The sequence below is a fragment of the Priestia sp. 179-F W1.4 NHS genome (genome assembly GCF_045369295.1).
In the GTDB taxonomy this organism is placed as follows: Bacteria; Bacillota; Bacilli; order Bacillales; family Bacillaceae_H; genus Priestia; species Priestia zanthoxyli.
The window spans coordinates 212,986-231,716 of sequence record NZ_JBIQFF010000002.1; the positions used below are offsets into that span (position 1 = coordinate 212,986).

The 18,731-nt window shown below is 38.0% G+C and carries 13 protein-coding genes; 2 read left to right on the forward strand and 11 right to left on the reverse strand.

What is annotated here, in order from left to right; all coding sequences use genetic code 11:
- Position 1: 1 nt before the first annotated feature.
- The 9 genes from ACH0CI_RS11610 to ACH0CI_RS11650 form a co-directional block, all read right to left on the reverse strand.
- Positions 2-1,192, reverse strand: a complete 1,191-nt coding sequence (locus ACH0CI_RS11610; RefSeq protein WP_406901470.1) for a glycine C-acetyltransferase — start codon at positions 1,190-1,192, stop codon at positions 2-4.
- Between the two features lie 462 nt (positions 1,193-1,654).
- Positions 1,655-3,115 carry an MDR family MFS transporter gene (locus ACH0CI_RS11615; protein WP_335388372.1) on the reverse strand — a complete coding sequence of 487 codons (1,461 nt, stop codon included), beginning with the start codon at positions 3,113-3,115 and terminating at the stop codon, positions 1,655-1,657.
- A gap of 301 nt (positions 3,116-3,416) precedes the next feature.
- Positions 3,417-3,851, reverse strand: a complete 435-nt coding sequence (locus tag ACH0CI_RS11620) for a ferritin-like domain-containing protein (protein WP_013056263.1) — start codon at positions 3,849-3,851, stop codon at positions 3,417-3,419.
- Positions 3,852-3,957: 106 nt separating this feature from the next.
- Positions 3,958-5,523, reverse strand: coding sequence for a glycoside hydrolase family 32 protein (locus ACH0CI_RS11625; protein WP_335388369.1), 1,566 nt, complete (start codon positions 5,521-5,523; stop codon positions 3,958-3,960).
- A gap of 96 nt (positions 5,524-5,619) precedes the next feature.
- Positions 5,620-7,074: a glycoside hydrolase family 68 protein gene (locus ACH0CI_RS11630; protein ID WP_028413955.1), complete on the reverse strand. Its 1,455-nt coding sequence runs from the start codon at positions 7,072-7,074 to the stop codon at positions 5,620-5,622.
- Between the two features lie 585 nt (positions 7,075-7,659).
- Entirely contained in the window at positions 7,660-9,348 is a 1,689-nt protein-coding gene (ggt, locus tag ACH0CI_RS11635; RefSeq protein WP_406901473.1) for a gamma-glutamyltransferase, read from the reverse strand.
- A 221-nt stretch (positions 9,349-9,569) separates the two neighbouring features.
- Positions 9,570-10,286, reverse strand: coding sequence for a YjjG family noncanonical pyrimidine nucleotidase (locus tag ACH0CI_RS11640; protein WP_335388365.1), 717 nt, complete (start codon positions 10,284-10,286; stop codon positions 9,570-9,572).
- Positions 10,287-10,322: 36 nt separating this feature from the next.
- Positions 10,323-11,015: a Crp/Fnr family transcriptional regulator gene (locus ACH0CI_RS11645; protein WP_335388363.1), complete on the reverse strand. Its 693-nt coding sequence runs from the start codon at positions 11,013-11,015 to the stop codon at positions 10,323-10,325.
- A 172-nt stretch (positions 11,016-11,187) separates the two neighbouring features.
- Positions 11,188-12,561, reverse strand: coding sequence for an amino acid permease (locus ACH0CI_RS11650; protein WP_335388361.1), 1,374 nt, complete (start codon positions 12,559-12,561; stop codon positions 11,188-11,190).
- Between the two features lie 289 nt (positions 12,562-12,850).
- Here ACH0CI_RS11650 and ACH0CI_RS11655 point away from each other — a divergent pair, with 289 nt between their 5' ends.
- Positions 12,851-13,465: a LysE family translocator gene (locus ACH0CI_RS11655; protein ID WP_335388359.1), complete on the forward strand. Its 615-nt coding sequence runs from the start codon at positions 12,851-12,853 to the stop codon at positions 13,463-13,465.
- A gap of 186 nt (positions 13,466-13,651) precedes the next feature.
- Entirely contained in the window at positions 13,652-14,791 is a 1,140-nt protein-coding gene (locus ACH0CI_RS11660) for a SpoIIE family protein phosphatase (RefSeq protein ID WP_028413961.1), read from the forward strand.
- 30 nt (positions 14,792-14,821) lie between these two features.
- On the opposite strand, the gene ACH0CI_RS11665 is transcribed toward ACH0CI_RS11660, so the two are convergent.
- Together ACH0CI_RS11665 and ACH0CI_RS11670 are read right to left on the reverse strand one after the other, a co-directional pair.
- Entirely contained in the window at positions 14,822-15,676 is an 855-nt protein-coding gene (locus ACH0CI_RS11665; protein ID WP_335388356.1) for a CheR family methyltransferase, read from the reverse strand.
- 18 nt (positions 15,677-15,694) lie between these two features.
- Positions 15,695-18,448 carry a CHASE3 domain-containing protein gene (locus ACH0CI_RS11670; RefSeq protein WP_406901475.1) on the reverse strand — a complete coding sequence of 918 codons (2,754 nt, stop codon included), beginning with the start codon at positions 18,446-18,448 and terminating at the stop codon, positions 15,695-15,697.
- Between the last annotated feature and the right edge of the window lie 283 nt (positions 18,449-18,731).

The following is an 18,731-nucleotide window of genomic DNA, read 5'->3' on the forward strand; positions in this document are numbered from 1 at the left end:
TTTAGATTAATTTCATTTCCTTGCCTACTTTTTTGTAGATACGAAGTGCTTCATCTAACATTTCTTTTGTATGAGCAGCCGTTGGCATATTGCGAACGCGTCCTGTTCCTCTTGGAACGGTAGGGAAAACAATTGATTTAGCGTATACCCCTTCTTCTATTAATCTCTCACTAAAAATCTGCGTTTGATTTTCATCTCCTATAATGCACGGAGTAATAGGTGTTTCACTTTCGCCGGTATCAAAGCCCAGCTCTTTTAATCCTTGCTTTAAATAACGGCTGTTTTCCCACATTTGATCCTGCAGCTCTGTACTTGTGCTTAGAATTTCAATCGCTTTAATACATGCAGCAGCCGTGCCTGGTGTAATAGCAGTCGAGAATAAAAACGGGCGGCTTCGTACTTTCAACCAGTCAATTACGTCTTTTTTTCCAGCTACGTATCCGCCTACAGCTCCAATCGCTTTTGACAATGTTCCAATTTGGAAGTCTACTTTTTCAGATAAGCCAAAATGTTTGACTGTGCCCATGCCGTTACCTAATACGCCCGATCCGTGAGCATCATCTACATATGTGATTAAATCAAATTCCTGTGCGATTTCTACAATTTCCGGAAGCTTAGCAATGTCTCCATCCATTGAGAATACACCGTCGGTAATTACCATTATTTTATTATAGGCACCGGACTTTTGTGCTTCGCCTGCTTTTGCACGGAGATCTTCCATATCCGAATGTTTGTAAGGAATAATTTTTGCTTTTGATAGCCGACACCCGTCAATAATTGAAGCGTGATTCAGCTCATCTGATAAAATCGCGTCATGCTTATCCATAACTGCAGAGATGGCTGCCATATTGCAGTTAAAGCCAGATTGGTAAGCTATAGCTGCTTCCGTATACTTAAACTCGGCAAGCTTTTCCTCTAGCTTAATATGAATATCTAGAGTTCCATTAATCGTTCGGACAGCTCCAGCTCCCACCCCGTATTTTTCAGTGGCTTCGTTGGACGCGTTAATAAGCCTTTCGTCTGTAGCAAGCCCCAAATAGTTGTTGGATGATAAATTAATTAATTGTTTTCCCTCAATTTGAATCACAGGTCCGTTTGGTCCCTCTACTGGATTAATGACGTTGTATAGCCCTTTATCTTTTAAATCTTCTAAATTATTATTCAAGAATTCTTTTAAACGTCTGCTTGTCATCTTCCATACCCCCTCATTGTTGTTCAACACGTCTTATAAACTTCTCTTTTCCCCATTAAAAGATTAATCTAAGCACTTACAGTATATGAGTTAAAATTCAAGTGTATTCCTAAGAAAGACAAATGTTTCTTTTGAAAGCGCTTAAAATTCAATACTTATAGAATTTATAATAATCAACAACCAAGTAAATGTCCATACTAAAAAAACAAAAAATAAGAAATTTCCGGCAATAATAAAAATCCGTCCTTCTGTTAACGATTTTTCTCAAACGCTATTAGACAATATCTTTTTTCTTTTCTCTCTTTGATAATTCTTTTAAAAAAGAGACTAATGCATAACTAATTCAACAGCTAAAAGCACCTACATTCACCTACCAATAAAAAAATCCGAACGAGTTTGGTCCTTAATCAAACTCGTTCGGATTGTCCTTCAATTAAACTACTCTTGTAACAGTCTCTTCCGTTACTTTTGCACAGATATGTTTTTTATTTTTTTATGGCCGTTTTTTACTAATAAGCATGAGACAGCAAAGCTTAATAAAGCAGCTAAAAACGTTCCACTGTAAATAATGTGAACACCTGATGCAAGAATTTCATGCAGCTTTGACAGTTCTTCTGCCGGTACTCCGCCTGTCTCAAACGAAGCATTCAAATTTTCTTGCCCTAACTTCTTTGCCTGTGAAAGCGTCACTAAGTTAAAAATTGTACCAAACACTGCGGAACCTAGCGTTTGACTAAATGTATTTGTAAACGTATTAAGAGCCACCGCTACTCCTCTTTTGCTAGCTGGGACTGCTGATTGAATAACTAACATAAAGATAGGCGTAATAATCCCCATTCCTAACCCAAGAATCCCAACGGCTACATAAATTAAAAATACGGGTGAGTGCGTGGAGACTAAAAACAGCATAAAACATGCCGTACTTACGATTGCCGTCCCTAGCGTAAGGATGGAGTGCGTTTTAAGACGCCCTACTAAATTCCCTGAAAGCAGTGAACCAATTGTCCAGCATACTGGCATGGGCATTAACACAAAACCGGCAGCGGTTGCACTTTTTCCCATCACTCCTTGGCTCCAAATTGGCAGGTAAACCGTAATACTAATAACTACTGATCCGACAAGAAGTGTTAATAAGTTTATAACAGATACACTTCGAATAGAAAACAGCTCAAGCGGAATAAGAGGTTCCGGCGATTTCTTTTCGATATAAATAAAGCCAATGAATGTCAGAACAGCTAGAACAAATAACCCTATAATGACCGGATCTCCCCAGTTTTGATGCTGACTTCCGGTTAACAGCGCGTATAAAAATGCAATGGTTCCAACTGAAAACGTCACCGCTCCAATGTAATCGATATAGCGTTTTTCTTTTACCACTTCTTCTTTATAGTTTACTAGAAGAACAATAAAAGCCATTAGTCCAAACGGTATATTTAAAAAGAAAATATAGCGCCAAGACAGCGTATCGACTAAAAATCCCCCAAGAAGAGGACCCAGAACTCCAGCAACTCCCCAAACTGCGCTAATCCAACCTTGGGCTTTGGCTCTTTCTTTTGCTTCTTCATACAAGTCGCCAATAATAATCATTGTAAGGGGCATAACGACCCCGGCGCCTAGCCCTTGGATTGCTCTGTAGACAATTAATTGTTGCATCGAAAAGCTAAGCCCGCAAAGTATCGATCCGATTAAGAAAATAATAATTCCAACAAGCATAACTTTTTTGCGGCCGAATAAATCCGCTAACTTTCCGTATATAGGTGTAGATACAGCGGTTGTCAGCATATAAATGGCATATACCCAGCTAACTAGCTCAATACCCGACAAATCACTTGTAATTCTTGGAACAGCCGTACTGACAATGGTTCCTTCCATTGCAGCTAAAACAGTGACAAGCAGCAGCGCTGTCATGATTCGTTTCCTCATCTCTTTCTCTCCTTGCAACTGCGGGCATACCATCGTTTTTTTTACAGAAGATAAAAGCGGTTTCAATATACTTAAACCCTTTTAGCCTTTATATGTATGTGATGCTCCGCATATAGTTACTGCCATATGCAGCCAAATAATTATTTTACTATAAAATTTTTCAAAGCGATAGAGAATTTCAAAAATATGACTTTCCTCTCATTTATAAAAACATGCGTACATGATGTTTTATTTCTGTTTCAAACCACAAAAAGCATCCCGTAACAGGTGTTACGGGATGCTTTTTACGTATTTTGTATGATTAACTTAGTCGGGGATCTTTTAATAAACGTTCCATTTCTTCCATATGATTTGTTTCATCTGCAATCATATCCTCAAGTTTGACAACAAGCTCTGTTAATCCTAACTCTTCTGCTTGTTTTTTACGCTCTTCGTAGCGCTGGATCGTTTCTTTTTCAGCCTTGCTCGCTTCTTTAAGCATTTCCGTCACGTTTGAGACGTGCTTCACCTCAGCTGGCTTTGTTGTTGGCTCACCGCCAAGGTTTTTAATTTTTTCTGATAAATAAAGGGCATGCCCTTGCTCGTCAGGAATTTCTCCTTCAAAGAAAGGTTTTAAAATTTGATATTCTAGGCCGGTTACTGTAGACGCATAGTAAGTGTACTGAATAACCGCTGAATATTCACCCGCTAAATCGGTATTAAGTCCCTCTATTAGTTGTCTCATTTTCTCTTCCATTTGAATAAACACCCTTTCATTTACTGTTAGTAGACATGTACCCTTTTTAACGAGTCCTAAACCATAATAAGGTGATATTCTGCTCCCTTTTTTAAAAATAGGGAATTTACTGACTGGAACGAAAATGTTTGATTTCTATGTTCTTAAAGAAAGACGTTCCTCCTTGGGAAAAAAGTGTAATTCCTTGGTCGTTGTGACGAGGAAACACCTCGCTAGAATGTACGGTTTTTCCATCATCAATAAAGACTTCAATACTTGTTTTATCTACCAATATCTTCAAATGAACATTTTTCTTGCCTGCATCAAAGTAATCGCGGCTTTCCACATATTTTTTGCTTTGATCAGGCTGATTACTATAGCTTCTATTCACATATGAGACGTTATCTTTTGCAAAAATGCCCACATCAATGTGCCGCTTTTGATCTGCGGACTCTCGAAGTCGTAAGCCTACATTTTCTGCATCTGACCATGAAATATCTGTATCAAGTTGATAAGCTTCACCTTTTATCTTTAACTTTTTCTCTCCGCTTACTTCTACTTGCTTGAGAGAATTTGTTGAATCAGTTAGCTGATTTAATTCTTCGACAGGCTTTGATAACAGGCTGTACTGATCGTTGTCTTGTTTTGAAAGCGTAATTTCACGGGTTACTGAATCGAATCCGTTAAACCCATCTTTCATCGTTGGTGTCTTATCTGGATAATCCCAGTTGTTCATCCATGCAAAAGCGTAGCGTTTTTCTAAAGAATCCTCATTTTTACCGTCTTTAAACGTGACTGCTCCGTACCAATCAAAACCATGATCTAGCCATTGCGGCTCATCCATATCGGGAGTGAATGTTGTTCCATCGTAATTTCCTGTCCAATAAGCATAGGTGTTTGGCTTTCCGCTTTCTTTTCCATTTGCACTTGTCCCGAGAACCCACTTAACTGTCCCGTCATCCGCCTTCATTTGAAAAAGATCTGGACATTCTGTAATACCAATATCTTTGGTTACAAATCCTCCTGTATACGTCCAATCCTTTAGATTAGAAGATTCATAAAATCCGATTTTTTCACCTTCTGACATGACGAGAACCCACTTGTCATGTTCATGATCCCATATGACTTTGGGATCTCTAAAATCTTTGGTGCCTGGATTAGGCATGATAGGATTTTTGCTATATGATTTAAAGGTTTTTCCTCTATCGGTACTATACCATAGATACTGTTCTTGCTTTTGTCCATCAGCAGAAGGCTGGGTCATAATTGCTACAATTGCGCCTTTACCAAAACCTGCTGTGTTCTCTTTATCTTCTACAACGGATCCGGACCATATATCGCCATTTTTATTTGTATACTTTGGAATAGCTACTCCTTTATCTTTCCAATGAACCAAATCTTTAGACGTTGCATGTCGCCATTCCGTCCCGTTCCCTTTAGGGTAATCATGATTATATAAGTAATAGTAATGATACTCTCCGTCAAAATAAATGGGCTTTTGAGGATCATTTTTCCATTTATCAGGCGTGCTAAAATGATACACCGGGCGATAAGTGGATTCACTTTTATTCCCTTTTTCTTTTCCTTGATCTTTTGTGTCCTCTTTTTTGGATACGCCTGCTATAATGATTCCGGCTATTACAACTAAAAGAACGGCAAGCGTTATCCATTTATAAGCACCTTTTTTCTTCAAACAAACCCCGCCTTTCTCTTTTCTGTCTACATCGAATAAAACAAAAGAAAATGGTGATTGTAATCACCATTTTCTTTTGTTGCTATTGCAAAGGGCTTAGTCTTCATCCACTGTTAACTGACCTTGCTCAAGAACGCTGTCTTTTACAACAGATGTTTTTGAACCGTCAATATTTACTAAGAAGCTTGGTGCAAATGTAGAGTGGTTGTCTTCATAAAAGCCTCTGTTTGTCATGTAGCTTGTAATAACGACATTATTACCTTTTGTTTGCGGTACGGCAAAGTGAGAATACGTAAATGTTTTATCATTAGGATCTAAATCCATATGAAGAACTAATCCCGTATCATTTAAAGGCTTATATTTTCCTGTTAACGTATTTGAAACATAGCCTAGCATATACACATCATCTTGTCCGATTCCATCAATCGTCATTTTAGATCCGCGAGAATCAGTGAACAAGTACCATTTTCCATCTTTTTTGAAAATGTTTGCACGTTCAATTTCGTCTGTAACTGTATTTGATGTGATAAGCGGCTTCATTACTTTTTTGAGCGTATAGTCATCATTTAACTCAATAATGCCCAAAGCCCCGTTTGCTAAAGAAGCTTTTTCTTTATTAGATCCTTCAAGAAGCTTTTTCTTTTCAGATTGGAAGAAAGGATTGTTTCCTCCGTAGTATGCTCTGTTATAAAGAGAGTCTTCGCCTTGATAGCCATCTTCTGTTCCAGTGTTAGCTTCGAAAACAAGGTACTTATGTCCGTTGTCTTCTATGTAATGAGGATCTCTTAGCGTATGGTTATCGCCTGTGTCATAACCGCCTTCATCAATAAACTGCTGAACCGTTTGATAAATCTTTCCGTCACCATCAAAGATTGACTTGTAATCTTCTACTCCGTCAACTTTTAACGTATTATCGTTTGGCTGAGACATGTTCACTTGAGCTGTCGTTAACGTTTGTTTTCCGTATTGTTTACCTGAATAATCCGTGTAGAATAAACGAACTTTCCCATCTTTCGTTAATGTGGCAGAACCAGACCATTCTTGTGTTTGATTTTTAAGATGCGGGTCATTCGGAACGAATTTATCGCTGTCTTTAAACACTCTTCCAGCGTTTTTCCAGCTGTCAATCGATTTGTCTCCAGCTTTTTTATAGAAAAGATAAACAGACGTGTCATTCGAATCTTTTGGATCACCTGCTAGGGCAAACACAATTTGATATCCATGATAAGTCGCCACTGTTCCGTCAGCATTTTGTAATGGCCAGCTGTCCCATACATCTAAGTCAATTGTATTTCCCGATGCATCCTTTCCTTTAGCAGAAGCAATGTTTTTAATAGTGGATTCATCAAAAGCAGGAACCTTAAACTGATCACTGTTTTGCTGCTGTGGAATTTTCACCATATTATCGCGAGTAATATGTGAAATTCCGTAGCTATTATTAAAGTCTTTGCTGTCATTTCCTTTAGCAAATGTTTGGTATCCCCCGCCTACCAGTAGGGCTGCAGCCAGTGTAGCAGCAGTTGTATGCTTAGCAACTCGTTTCATTTTCATATGTTTTCTCCTTTTGGGTTAGTAAAAAATATAAATTTATTAATTCAATTAGCTATCAAAAATCCGAAAACAGAACCGGTTCCGTTCAACCAAAAGATTACTTGGATAAATGACGAAAGTCAAACGTGCCAAATGTAGCTATTTCTCATTTTCATCTTTTTCATTGAGCTGTAACTAGGACCAAAGTTTACGTGTAAGAGATTTTTTATGTAACCGTTTTTCAAAAAAAGTGTACGACTTTTTTTCCATTCCAAACTACGTTTTCCAGCCGTTGCGTTTTATACTCTTTACACGATTAAATACTCTATCTTTCTAGCATTGAAAGCGCTATTCCTTTTTTTATGCTTTCCAATCATTTTGTTTTCATCAATATCTTGAAAAATCAGTACTCTTTTTTATTATTCGGACATGAAAACGTTCTATTCTTTTTCCTTTCTGGAGATTAGGATGATGCTAATAAAGGTCTAAAGTATGCTTTCTGAAAAAAATATTCCTTCTTTTTACCTACTCATTTTTATCTTTTTTAATGCATCATACGCCATCCCTTCTTACAAAAGAGAGAGCGTATGATGCATTTTTTAAATATTAAGAGTCTAAGCCAGTTGCTTTTCCTTCACGGCTGGAATCAGCTGCTCCAAATAAACGACCGTTTTCTTTATCAATTTGAATACCTTGAACATTTCCGATTGGGAATGGTTCATCTCCAAAATTAAACCCCATGGCTTCTAGTTCTCCTTTGGCATTCATATCCACTCCGGCTTCCCAACCGATAAGTGATCCTGTACTATTAAAAATTCTTGGTTCTTCAATCGCTTCTTTTATATCCATTCCATAGTCTAAGATATTAATAAGCGTTTGAAACACAGAGCCTACAATCGTTGGTCCGCCTGGAGACCCTAAAGTGAGTACAGGTTCACTGTCTTTAAAAACGATGGTTGGGCTTTTACAGCTAACCGGACGCTTTCCCGCATCCGCTTGATTTAACCCTCCAGGAATAGCATCAAAATCAGTAAGCTCGTTGTTGAGTAAAAATCCATGGTCTTTAACCATAATTCCTGTACCAAAAGGATGTTCCACAGTTGATGTACAAGCGACAATATTGCCCCAGCGGTCAACTACCGTGAAGTGAGTTGTTTCACTAAGCTCACGTTCAGGTTCATAAGGCTGACGCACAACGTTCACTTTTTGGCCTTTCTCATAATCCCACGGGTTACCAAAATCAACTTTCTCATTTTTATGCTTCCAATTAATTAGTTTTTGACGTTCCTTTATATATTCGTCATTTAAAAGCCCTTTTAATGGAATGTCACTGTAGGCTGGATCTCCAGAGAATGCAATTTTATCTGAAAATGCAATGCGCATAGCTTCTGCAAACAAATAATACTTTTCCCACGATTTCACGTCGTACTGAGACACATCGAAGTTCTCTAATAGCTTTAAAATTTGCAGCACCGTAGCTCCTCCTGCACTAGGCATGTTGGAAGAAGCAATTCGGTACCCTTTATAATCTCCCCACACGGGCTCATCGATCTTAATCTCGTATTCTTTCAAATCCGACAGTTCCATAAAACCGCCGTGCTCTTTTATCGTTGAAATAATGGCTTCTGCAATTTCACCTTCATAAAAAGCCTCGATACCTTTTTCTTGAAGAATACGGAATGTTTTAGCCAGATCTTTTTTATTAATCATATCTCCTTCTTGCATAGGCTTGCCGTTTGGGGAATATAGCTGCTTAGCATGTTCTCCTAGTCGATAGGCATATGTTTTTAAAATATCTCCAAGCACCCAGTTTGTTTCCACACCTGCTTCTGCTGCTTTGGCAGCCGGTTCAATTAATTCAGCAAGAGGTTTTGTTCCATATTCTTTACGAGCTGCTTCCATCGCCTTTAAAATCCCTGGAATTCCAATTGCCGTTGCATGAGTAGAACGCTTTCTAAACGGAATAACTTCTTTATTTTCATCAAGAAACATTTCAGGATAAGCTGCTTTAGGAGCCTGAGAATGCCCGTCAAAAATTTTAGTTGTTTTGCTTTCATTGTGGTACACCATAAAAAAGCCGCTGCCTCCAATACCAGTCATCATCGGTTCTCCAACATTGAGCCCAAACTGAACGGCAATTGCCGCATCAATTGCATTGCCTCCCGCTCTTAGTATCTGTTCTCCGGCGTCTGTTGCAATTGGATGAGCACTGGCTACCATTCCTGTTTTTCCAACCGCTGTTTCTCTTCTATATGAACTCTTTCCTGAACGAGATAAATTTTTTCCATTAATCATCTTTTACGACCTCCTAGTTACTTACTTTATCTGGGATATTGGTAAAATACCCTATTGCATTTGGGATAAAACTGTTTAAATTTGTATTGATTACTTTACCTAGACCGATATCCCTAGAGTATTTTAAGCTCTGTGAAATCTATAAAACAGAAAAAGCGCCAGCCCTTTTTATTTAACAAAAGAGCTGGCGCTTTTTTAGTTTTTCTACCGTTTATACACTTTTACACTTGTACCGAAGCTACTTCATTATTTACGTTCAGCAGGTTATAAAGCTCTTGAAGCCTTCCTATTTCATAGGTAGGATTCCAATTTGTATCATTCTTTTTTTTCTGAGGATTAAACCAGCACGTATCAATACCGGCTAGCTGCCCGCCTTGAATATCTGCACTCAAAGAATCTCCAACGATTAATGTTTCATGTACGGATAGCTCTTTTATACGTGAAAAAACATAATCAAAATATTCCTTCATAGGTTTTTGAAAACCTGTATCTTCTGAAACAAATACTTCTTTAAAATAAGGATATAGACCTGAGTCCTGAAGGCGCTTATATTGTGTAGCCGATACGCCATTTGTAACCACATATAACTCATAGTGACCGCTCAGGTTTTTAATTACCTCAATTGCTCCATCAATTAGCTGATGACCATTGTTCAAATACGTTCGATACTCTGCTTCAAGCAGCTGACCGTCCTTCTCTATTCCATATTCTTTACATAGGATGGAAAAGCGAGTATTTACAACTTGTTCACGGCTTATTTTATTTTCTTCAAAAGCTGTCCATAACCCCTGGTTTATCAAGCTATAACGTTTTTTGCTTTCCTCAGTCAGCGGAATATCGTGGTTAGCAAAAAGAAGCTGTAAAGCCTGCTCTTCGGCTGCGTTAAAATCTAAAAGCGTATTATCAATGTCAAATAGCAGCGTTTGGTATGTTTTCATTCTTCTCTCTCCCCTTCAACTAATCTATTGCTTTTTCTACTCGTATATATTGTCATTTGCTAGACAGCTCAGTTTTTCTTTATCTTTGAGAATAATGGAGCCTTTCTTTTTTTCAATAACTCCTTGTGCTACAAATTTCTGAAGAACACGATTTAAATGCCGGTAAGTCGTTCCGATTAAATTAGCTATATCTTTTAGGCTTTCTGTTTTTTGGTTCATAACCAAATGTGATTCTTCACAAAAAATAGAAAGTAAATAGCTAGCCAGCCGCACTTCAACTGGGTACATTAAGTTAAAGCTGAGCGAGTTCGATTTTGCGCAAAACTTTTTTGTGAGCATTTCCAGTAAAAATGTCAGCAGCTGTGGGTCATTGCTCGCATATTGTTTTAATCGTTTGTATGGTATACCGATCACAACTAAAGGTGAAACGGCTTCAACCGTATTCATAATATCAACATCTTGTACATACTCAATATCGCCTATTACTTCAAGGGGCTGTTTAAAGGAAAGAACAAGCGTCTTACCTTCGGGCGATATGGTATAAACTTTAACCTTGCCTTTCACCAATATGTACAAACAATGAGACGCATCTCCTTGAGAACAAACGCGTTCTCCTGCTTCAACCTCATACAGTGACAAATGCGGTATTAAGTCTTTCTTGAAAACTGACTCTAATTTATAAGTATTTATATACTCCAGCAGCTGTTTGTGACTTGTAATTTCCCTCATGTTTTCCTCTCCATCATAACGGTTTCTTTTTATTAAACAATAACACTCCCTAAAATAAAAAGGACATATGTCCCAAATGAAATTTTATTCTTTACGTTATGCGCATGGACTACTTTCAAGAAAAATATATAAACCAAAAAGACTCTAGCTCGTTGGCTTAGAGTCTTTTTGGTTAAACGCTCTTTTTATTTCTACCGTATCCAACGTAAATAAAGACGCCAATCAGCATCCAGCCGACTGAATACATCCACGTTTGCATTGATAAGTTAAACATCAGAAAGATACAGCACAGAATAGCAAGAATTGGAATGAACGGTACAAAAGGTACTTTGAAACCGCGCTTTAAGTTAGGCTGACTTTTTCGAAGAGCTAAAATTGAAAATGAAACGGCAGCAAACGTAACAATCGCTAGCATATTTGCTAAATCCGCCAGCTGTTTTAAATCAACAAAACCAGCTACAATCGCGCCTAATGCGCCGACAAGCCATGTGGATATAACAGGCTCACTGTTCTTTCGGTTTACTTTTGAAAAAAGAGAGGGCAATAATCCATCATGACTCATTGACATCAGTATGCGGGGCACGACAAACAAATAAGCAAATACGACGGCCATAATACCAATAACCGCTCCGATAGATACAATGAGCGCTGCCCATTCTTGTCCTACACTATTGAGCGCATATGACAACGCATCGCCCACGTTTAGCTCTTTATAAGAAACCATCCCTGTTAATACTAATGCAATGACTACATAAATGACTGCACAAACACTCAGTGCAATCAAAATACCTAGCGGCAAGTTTCTTTGGGGATTTTTCACTTCTTCTGCCGAAGTAGAAATGGCATCAAATCCGTTATAAGCGAAAAAGACGGAAGCTGCGCCTGCAAAGATCCCTTTCACACCAAAAGGAGTAAATGGGTGCCAGTTATTTGTATGAATAAAAAAGACGCCGACCGCTACAAATAAAAGAACAATACCTATCTTGATTAAAACCATTAAGTTATTTATTTTTTTACTTTCTTTTACCCCTCGTGTTAATAAAAACGACATGCATAGGACAATAAATACTGCCGGAAGATTAATAATACCTCCGTCGCTCGGTATGGCGGTTAACGATTCAGGAAGTCTAATACCAAACTCAGTAAGCACATTATTCACATAAGAAGACCATCCGCCTGCTACAGACGCTAAAGACACCGTATAGCATCCTACAATGGACCACCCTATTAAATGCGCTACAAATTTTCCTAATGAAACATATATGTATGTATATGCGCCTCCTGAACTTGGAACAGCTGAACCAAATTCTGCATAGCACAACGCAACAAGAATACAGGCTATTGCAGAAATAATAAATGAAATGGAGACCGAGGGCCCTGCATCCCTGGCGGCAACTAGTCCTGCTATAACCAGCACTCCTGTCCCAATGGTTGCTCCTACTCCCATCAAAATAACATCAAATAACCCTAGTGTCTTAGCTGATTCTTTTGCTGCATTTTCCTCTAACAGCTTATTAACATCTTTTTTTGCAAACAGATTACTCATGATGACTAACCTCTCTTCATCTCATTACGAATGACTACTTTATAGTGGTAGATCTTTCTATATATGTAACAGTGAATTATTTTACTACATTTAATTTTCTATGTAAAATAATTTATTCTTTGAACTTTTTAATGATTAAAACAAAATCACTAATAATGTTTTCTATCACACCATTATGATGTACCCGAACAGACTAAAAACATGCGTTAACACCTTTCTCAAAATTAGCTTCATTCATAATTGCTTTTGTACTATACTAAAGAAAAACTTCATAGGAGCAACGTAAAAGATGAACTTATTTTATTTTCTAAAGGGGTTAGTGATCGGTTTTTCCGTTGCTGCTCCCGTCGGTCCCATTGGTATTTTATGCATTAATCGCACGTTATCTAAAGGGCGATTACACGGGTTTGTATCCGGGCTTGGAGCAGCTACAGCAGATGCTCTTTATGGATGCATCGCTGCGTTTGGCCTAACGTTCATTACAACCTTTTTATTAACCCAAAAGATTTGGCTTCAGCTGATTGGGGGATTATTTTTATGCTATTTAGGTGTACAAACTTTTCGTTCTCAACCTGCAGAGCACGCTGCTGCTGCTAAAGGAGAAGGGTTGCTTCGTTCGTATACATCCGTTCTTTTTTTAACGGTTACGAATCCAATGACGATCTTATTTTTTATTGGCGTGTTTTCTGGTGTAGGCATTAGTAAATCAGCATTTGATGTTGCTTCTGCGCTGACAATGGTTGCAGGCGTATTTTTAGGATCGGCCTGCTGGTGGCTTTCGCTCAGTTTTGCTATTAGTCTTGCCCGGTCGAAGTTTACGAATAACAGCTTGATCTGGATAAATCGTATTTCGGGAGCGGTGGTACTGACTTTCGGGATATTTGCGTTATACAAGTTGCTATAAAAAGTCACTTGTCTCCTTTTCTGGGGACAAGTGACTTTTTTAATAGAAAAGAATAATCTTAAAAAATACCCTAAACGCTGTGTTTTCTGTATAATAGATAAATAGAAAAACAGAAAAAGTATAAAAAATGCTTGAAAACTACATACTCAATCAATAGTCTTCAAACATAATAAGGGGAAATAAAGCATGACCATTCTTCTCGTAGATGACAATCAAGTCAATCTATTTGTGATTGAAAAAATTCTAAAAGGCGCTGGCTACGATAACTGTGTGTCTCTTACGTCTGCCCATGCGCTTTTTGACTATCTTAACCTGGACGATGAGAACTCAAAAACGAATTCGGTCGATTTGATTTTACTTGATATTATGATGCCCGAAATTGATGGAATCGAAGCCTGCAGGCGAATTCAACAGGTAGAACGCTTAAAACATATTCCAATTATCTTTGTCACAGCCCTAGAAGACAGCAGCAAATTAGTAGAAGCTCTAGACGCCGGCGGAACAGATTACGTCACAAAGCCGATTAATAAAGTGGAACTGCTGGCTCGTATGCGGGTAGCCTTACGCCTTAAAGCAGAAATTGACTGGCACACGGAACATGAAAAGAAAATTCAAACTGAGTTAGATTTAGCTACGCACGTACAGCAAAACTTACTCAGCCCCCCTTTACGAGAGAAAGATATTCAAATGGAAGTTTCATATTATCCTTCTTTTAAATTAGCGGGTGATATGTACTATTGGCACAAAATTGACGAGCACCGGTACGGTATTATTCTTTTTGATATGATGGGGCACGGCATCTCTGCCTCGCTTGTTTGTATGTTTATTTCGTCTGTGCTCAGAGAAGCTATCAAGTCCCTCATAGACCCTGAGCAGGTTATTACAGAGTTGAATCGCTACATGGAATTATTGCACAGCGAAAAAGATGAAATTCCTTACTATTTCACTGCTATTTATTTAGTGATTGATACGGAAGCTAAGACAGTAGAATATGTGAATGCCGGGCACCCAGAAGGTTATATGTTAGTGGATGAACATACGCTCGTCCCTCTTCAACGAGGAAGCTGCCCTGTAGGGTTTTTTGAAGAAATGGACGTTCAGAAATCTGTTGTCAGCTTTGAGAACGATGTGCAAATTTTGCTATTTACAGACGGAGCTCTTGAATCGATGGGCCCTTGCGAAAATGAATCTGCTCTTCGTCTTCAACAACTTACTGAACAAAAATGGACAAATCCGCAGGCATTTATGAATGAAATTTTCTCAGAAGAACAAAAGTTAAATCAGCCTGATGACATGTGCGTGCTTATGATTCAAGCACAAGCATAATAAAAAAGACCTCACAAATGAGGTCTTTTTTTATTGCTTTTGATAGATGCGCTCGTTCCCTGCAAACTCAATATAAGAAGCTGCTCCCTCAGCAAAGCGAAGCGTTTCTTTATCGCCAAGTCCAAGAAACCCTTTTGTACACAGGCTTTCTGAAAATAAATTATACACTTGATTTTGCAGCTGAGCTGTAAAATAAATAAGAACGTTTCGGCAAATGATGACGTGAAATTCATTAAATGACTGATCGGTGACTAAATTGTGCTGAGCAAAAATAATATTTTTTAACAGAGACGGATGAAAATATGCATAGTGATGATCCGTCTGATAATATTCCGAGAAGGCATTCTTTCCACCGGCTTGGATATAATTTTTTGTATAGGACTTCATTTTACGTAAAGAAAAGGCACCTTGCTTTGCTTTTTCTAATACATCTTCGTTCATATCGGTTGCGTAAATGATTGTTTTATCCATTAACCCTTCTTCTTCCAAAAGAATCGCCATAGAAAATACTTCTTCACCTGTTGCACAGCCAGCATGCCAAATACGAATTTCCGGATAATCCTTTAATACCGGAATCACCTTTGTGCGAAATGCTTTAAAAAAGCTTGGATCGCGAAACATCTCTGTTACATTTATTGAAAAATCATTTAAAAGCTGATTCATAAATTCTTCTTCGTGAATCGCTTTTTCTAACAATCGAGACACGGTTGGAATACGTTCAATTTTCATTCGATTATAGACTCGGCGACAAATAGAAGATTTAGCGTACTGTCTGAAATCGAATCCCGTTAATCGATAAATAGCCGTCAGCAGTAAATCGATCTCTAAATCTGTTTTTTTATTCATAACTAAGTCTTCACTTAAATCTAGGTGCTTCATATCCATTTATGTTTCATACCCCGCTTAATTTACTAGCCATACACGCATAACGGAGAACAGCTGATTTAAATCTAAAGGTTTACTGATATAATCTGAAGCTCCAGCTTCCAAGCATTTTTCACGATCGTTTTTCATCGCTTTAGCGGTTAATGCAATAATAGGCAAATCAACAAGCTTTAGCTCTCCTCTGATTTTCTGCATGGCTTCATATCCATCCATTTGCGGCATCATAATATCCATTAAAATGAGATCAAATGGTTCACTATTCTCCATCATTTCAAGACACTCTATTCCGTTATGAGCTGTCATAATGGTCATACCTTGTTTAGCTAGCGCAGTTTTTAAGGCAAAGATGTTGCGCTGGTCATCATCTACGATGAGCACTCGCTTATCTTGAAACACATTTTCATCATCTTGCAGTGAAGATTCAACTGGTTGTACAGGATGATCAATTTCAGTTATTTCTGCTTCAGGTTCAGCTTCTTCTACAGATACCGCTACTTCTTCATATGCAAAATTCACTTTTTCATAGTCAATAAGACCATTAGAGAGGCTAGGAAGGTATAGCGTAAACGTACTTCCTTTTCCTACTTCACTGCTTAGAGAAATCCAGCCGCCCAATAATTTTGCAAACTCACTGCAAATAGATAAGCCAAGTCCCGTTCCTCCGTACTTGCGGACCGTAGCTCCATCTGCCTGCTGAAACGCTTCAAAGATAAGCTGATGTTTTTCTTTTGGTATACCAATCCCTGTATCAGCTACAGCTATTTCTAGCCAGCAATCCGTATCAACTGTACGCATAGCTGTTGTAAGACGATGGTCAGCTACTCGTTGAATGGATACGGTGACAGATCCTGATTCTGTAAATTTAAATGCATTTGATAAAAGATTTTTCACAATTTGCTGGAATCTCTTTTCATCTGTGTGAATGATGTCCGGTACATCTTGTGCTTTATTAATTTTCAATTGTACGTTTTTCTGTTCAGCAACGTGGCTGAAATTACGTTCGATTTGATCTGGAAGCTCACTCATATTCATCTCAGCTAGTAAAATATCTAGTTTTCCAGACTCTACTTTTGATAAATCCAAGATATCGTTGATTAACGCGAGCAAGTCTTTTCCTGAAGAATGAATAATACGAGCGTATTCTTCTTCATCTTCAGATAGCGTTTTAGCTGCGTTTTCCTCAAGCATTTCAGACAGAATAAGAATGCTGTTAAGTGGTGTTCGAAGCTCATGCGACATATTAGCAAGAAATTCAGATTTATATTGAGAATTCAACTCCAGCTGATGCGCTTTTTCTTCTAAATCTTCTTTTGCAGCCTCTAATTCAAACGATTTTTCTTCTGCGTCTTTTGTTCTTTCTTCTAGCTGTTCATTAATCATACGCAGCTCTTCAGACTGCATTTGCAGTTCTTCTGATTGTGTTTGAAGTTCTTCAGACTGAGCTTGGAGCTCTTCTGTCATCGCCTGAGATTCTTTTAATAGACGAGCAATTTCCATACGTCTAATTACGCCATTGATAGTGAGACCAAACGTTTCAATCACTTGACTAATAAGTTCTTGCTCTAAAACTGTAAACTCGTGCAGCGATGCAAGCTCGATAACAGCAATTACTTCATCTTCAAACAAGACGGGTACAATAAAAATACTCTTAGGTTTTACGTCTCCTAATCCTGAAGTAATGAGCTGGTACGTGTCAGGTACATCGTTTATGACAAAGGTTCTTTTCTCTAAAGCAGCTTGTCCAATGAGCCCTTCGCCTATCAAAAAGCTCTCTCTTCCCGCGTCGCCTTTTCTATCTGCAAAAGCAGCTTGTTTGACGAATAAGTTTCCTTTATCATTTTCCTCTCGAACATAAAATGCTCCGAAAGAAGCTTGTGTCATTTCTGAAACCGTAAAGAGAAATTTTTCCGCAAGCTTGTCTACAGATGCTATGCCTTGGTACATCGTTACAGCATGAGCAATGTTCGTTTGAAGCCAGTTTCGCTCTTCAATATTTTCTAACAACGCGTTCGTGGCTAGCCCTAAATCTTTAATTTCATCATTAGATCGAACTTTAATTCTTCCTTTTAACTCGCCTTTTGAAGCCGTAATTCGTTTGATCGTTTGCGTAACTTCTTTAATCGTATTCACAATAGAATTAGACAACACAATAGCGATAGCAAGTGAAATAAGCGTAACGAATAACAGCAAACCGTAAAGTCCAATTTTAATTTTTTGATTTTTCTCGTCTAACTCTGTTGCTCTTGTTTCAGTCGATTCTTTCTCTACATTTCTAAAAGAAGTAAACTGGCTGCGTATATCGTCCATATACTGGCGCCCAGGATCTTTCTCAAAAAATTGCTGAAGCTCTTTTGTATTATTTTCTTTTTTTAATGCAATGGTCGGTTCACCAGCAGCTTCAACCCAGTCTTGAATACTTCCTTTAATCTTCTCCAGTTTCTCCTGCTGATTTGGATTATTATTTAGAAGCTGATACAGCGCATTATAATCTTTTTCCCAACTTGTTGCTGCACTGTTATAAGGTTCTAAGTAACTCGCTTCTCCTGTAATAATATAGCCTCTTTGTCCGGTTTCCATATCAAGCAGGTGCTTTTCAATTCGATTGGTCAGATCATGGACTTCAATATCATGATCAATGATAAAATTCCGCTCTTTTTGCAAAGATGAAATTTGACTGTTTAAAACAATAAATGCAATAAATAAACAGACAATAACAATTAAATATCCAATAATAATTTTGGATTTGATGCCAAACCTCATTTTCTTTTCCATAATGTTCCTACTTTCATTCTAGATATTCTTCTAGAAGCATTCGAAAAACATGTTTATTTTTGCCGCTGGACAATTTCACTTTCAGTACACACTCTCCACTCCATATTCCTTTGCTTGATAAGGCTTCTCTCTTTTTCCTATCAAGTCAACATTCCTATTATACACTCTATTTTTGTACAGAAGAATATTTATTGTGCAAGAGGTGAAGATTAATTCCCCAATTAAAAATTGACGTTTTAAAACGCCATATAAAGATAAGCCCATGCCTGTACAGGCATGGGCT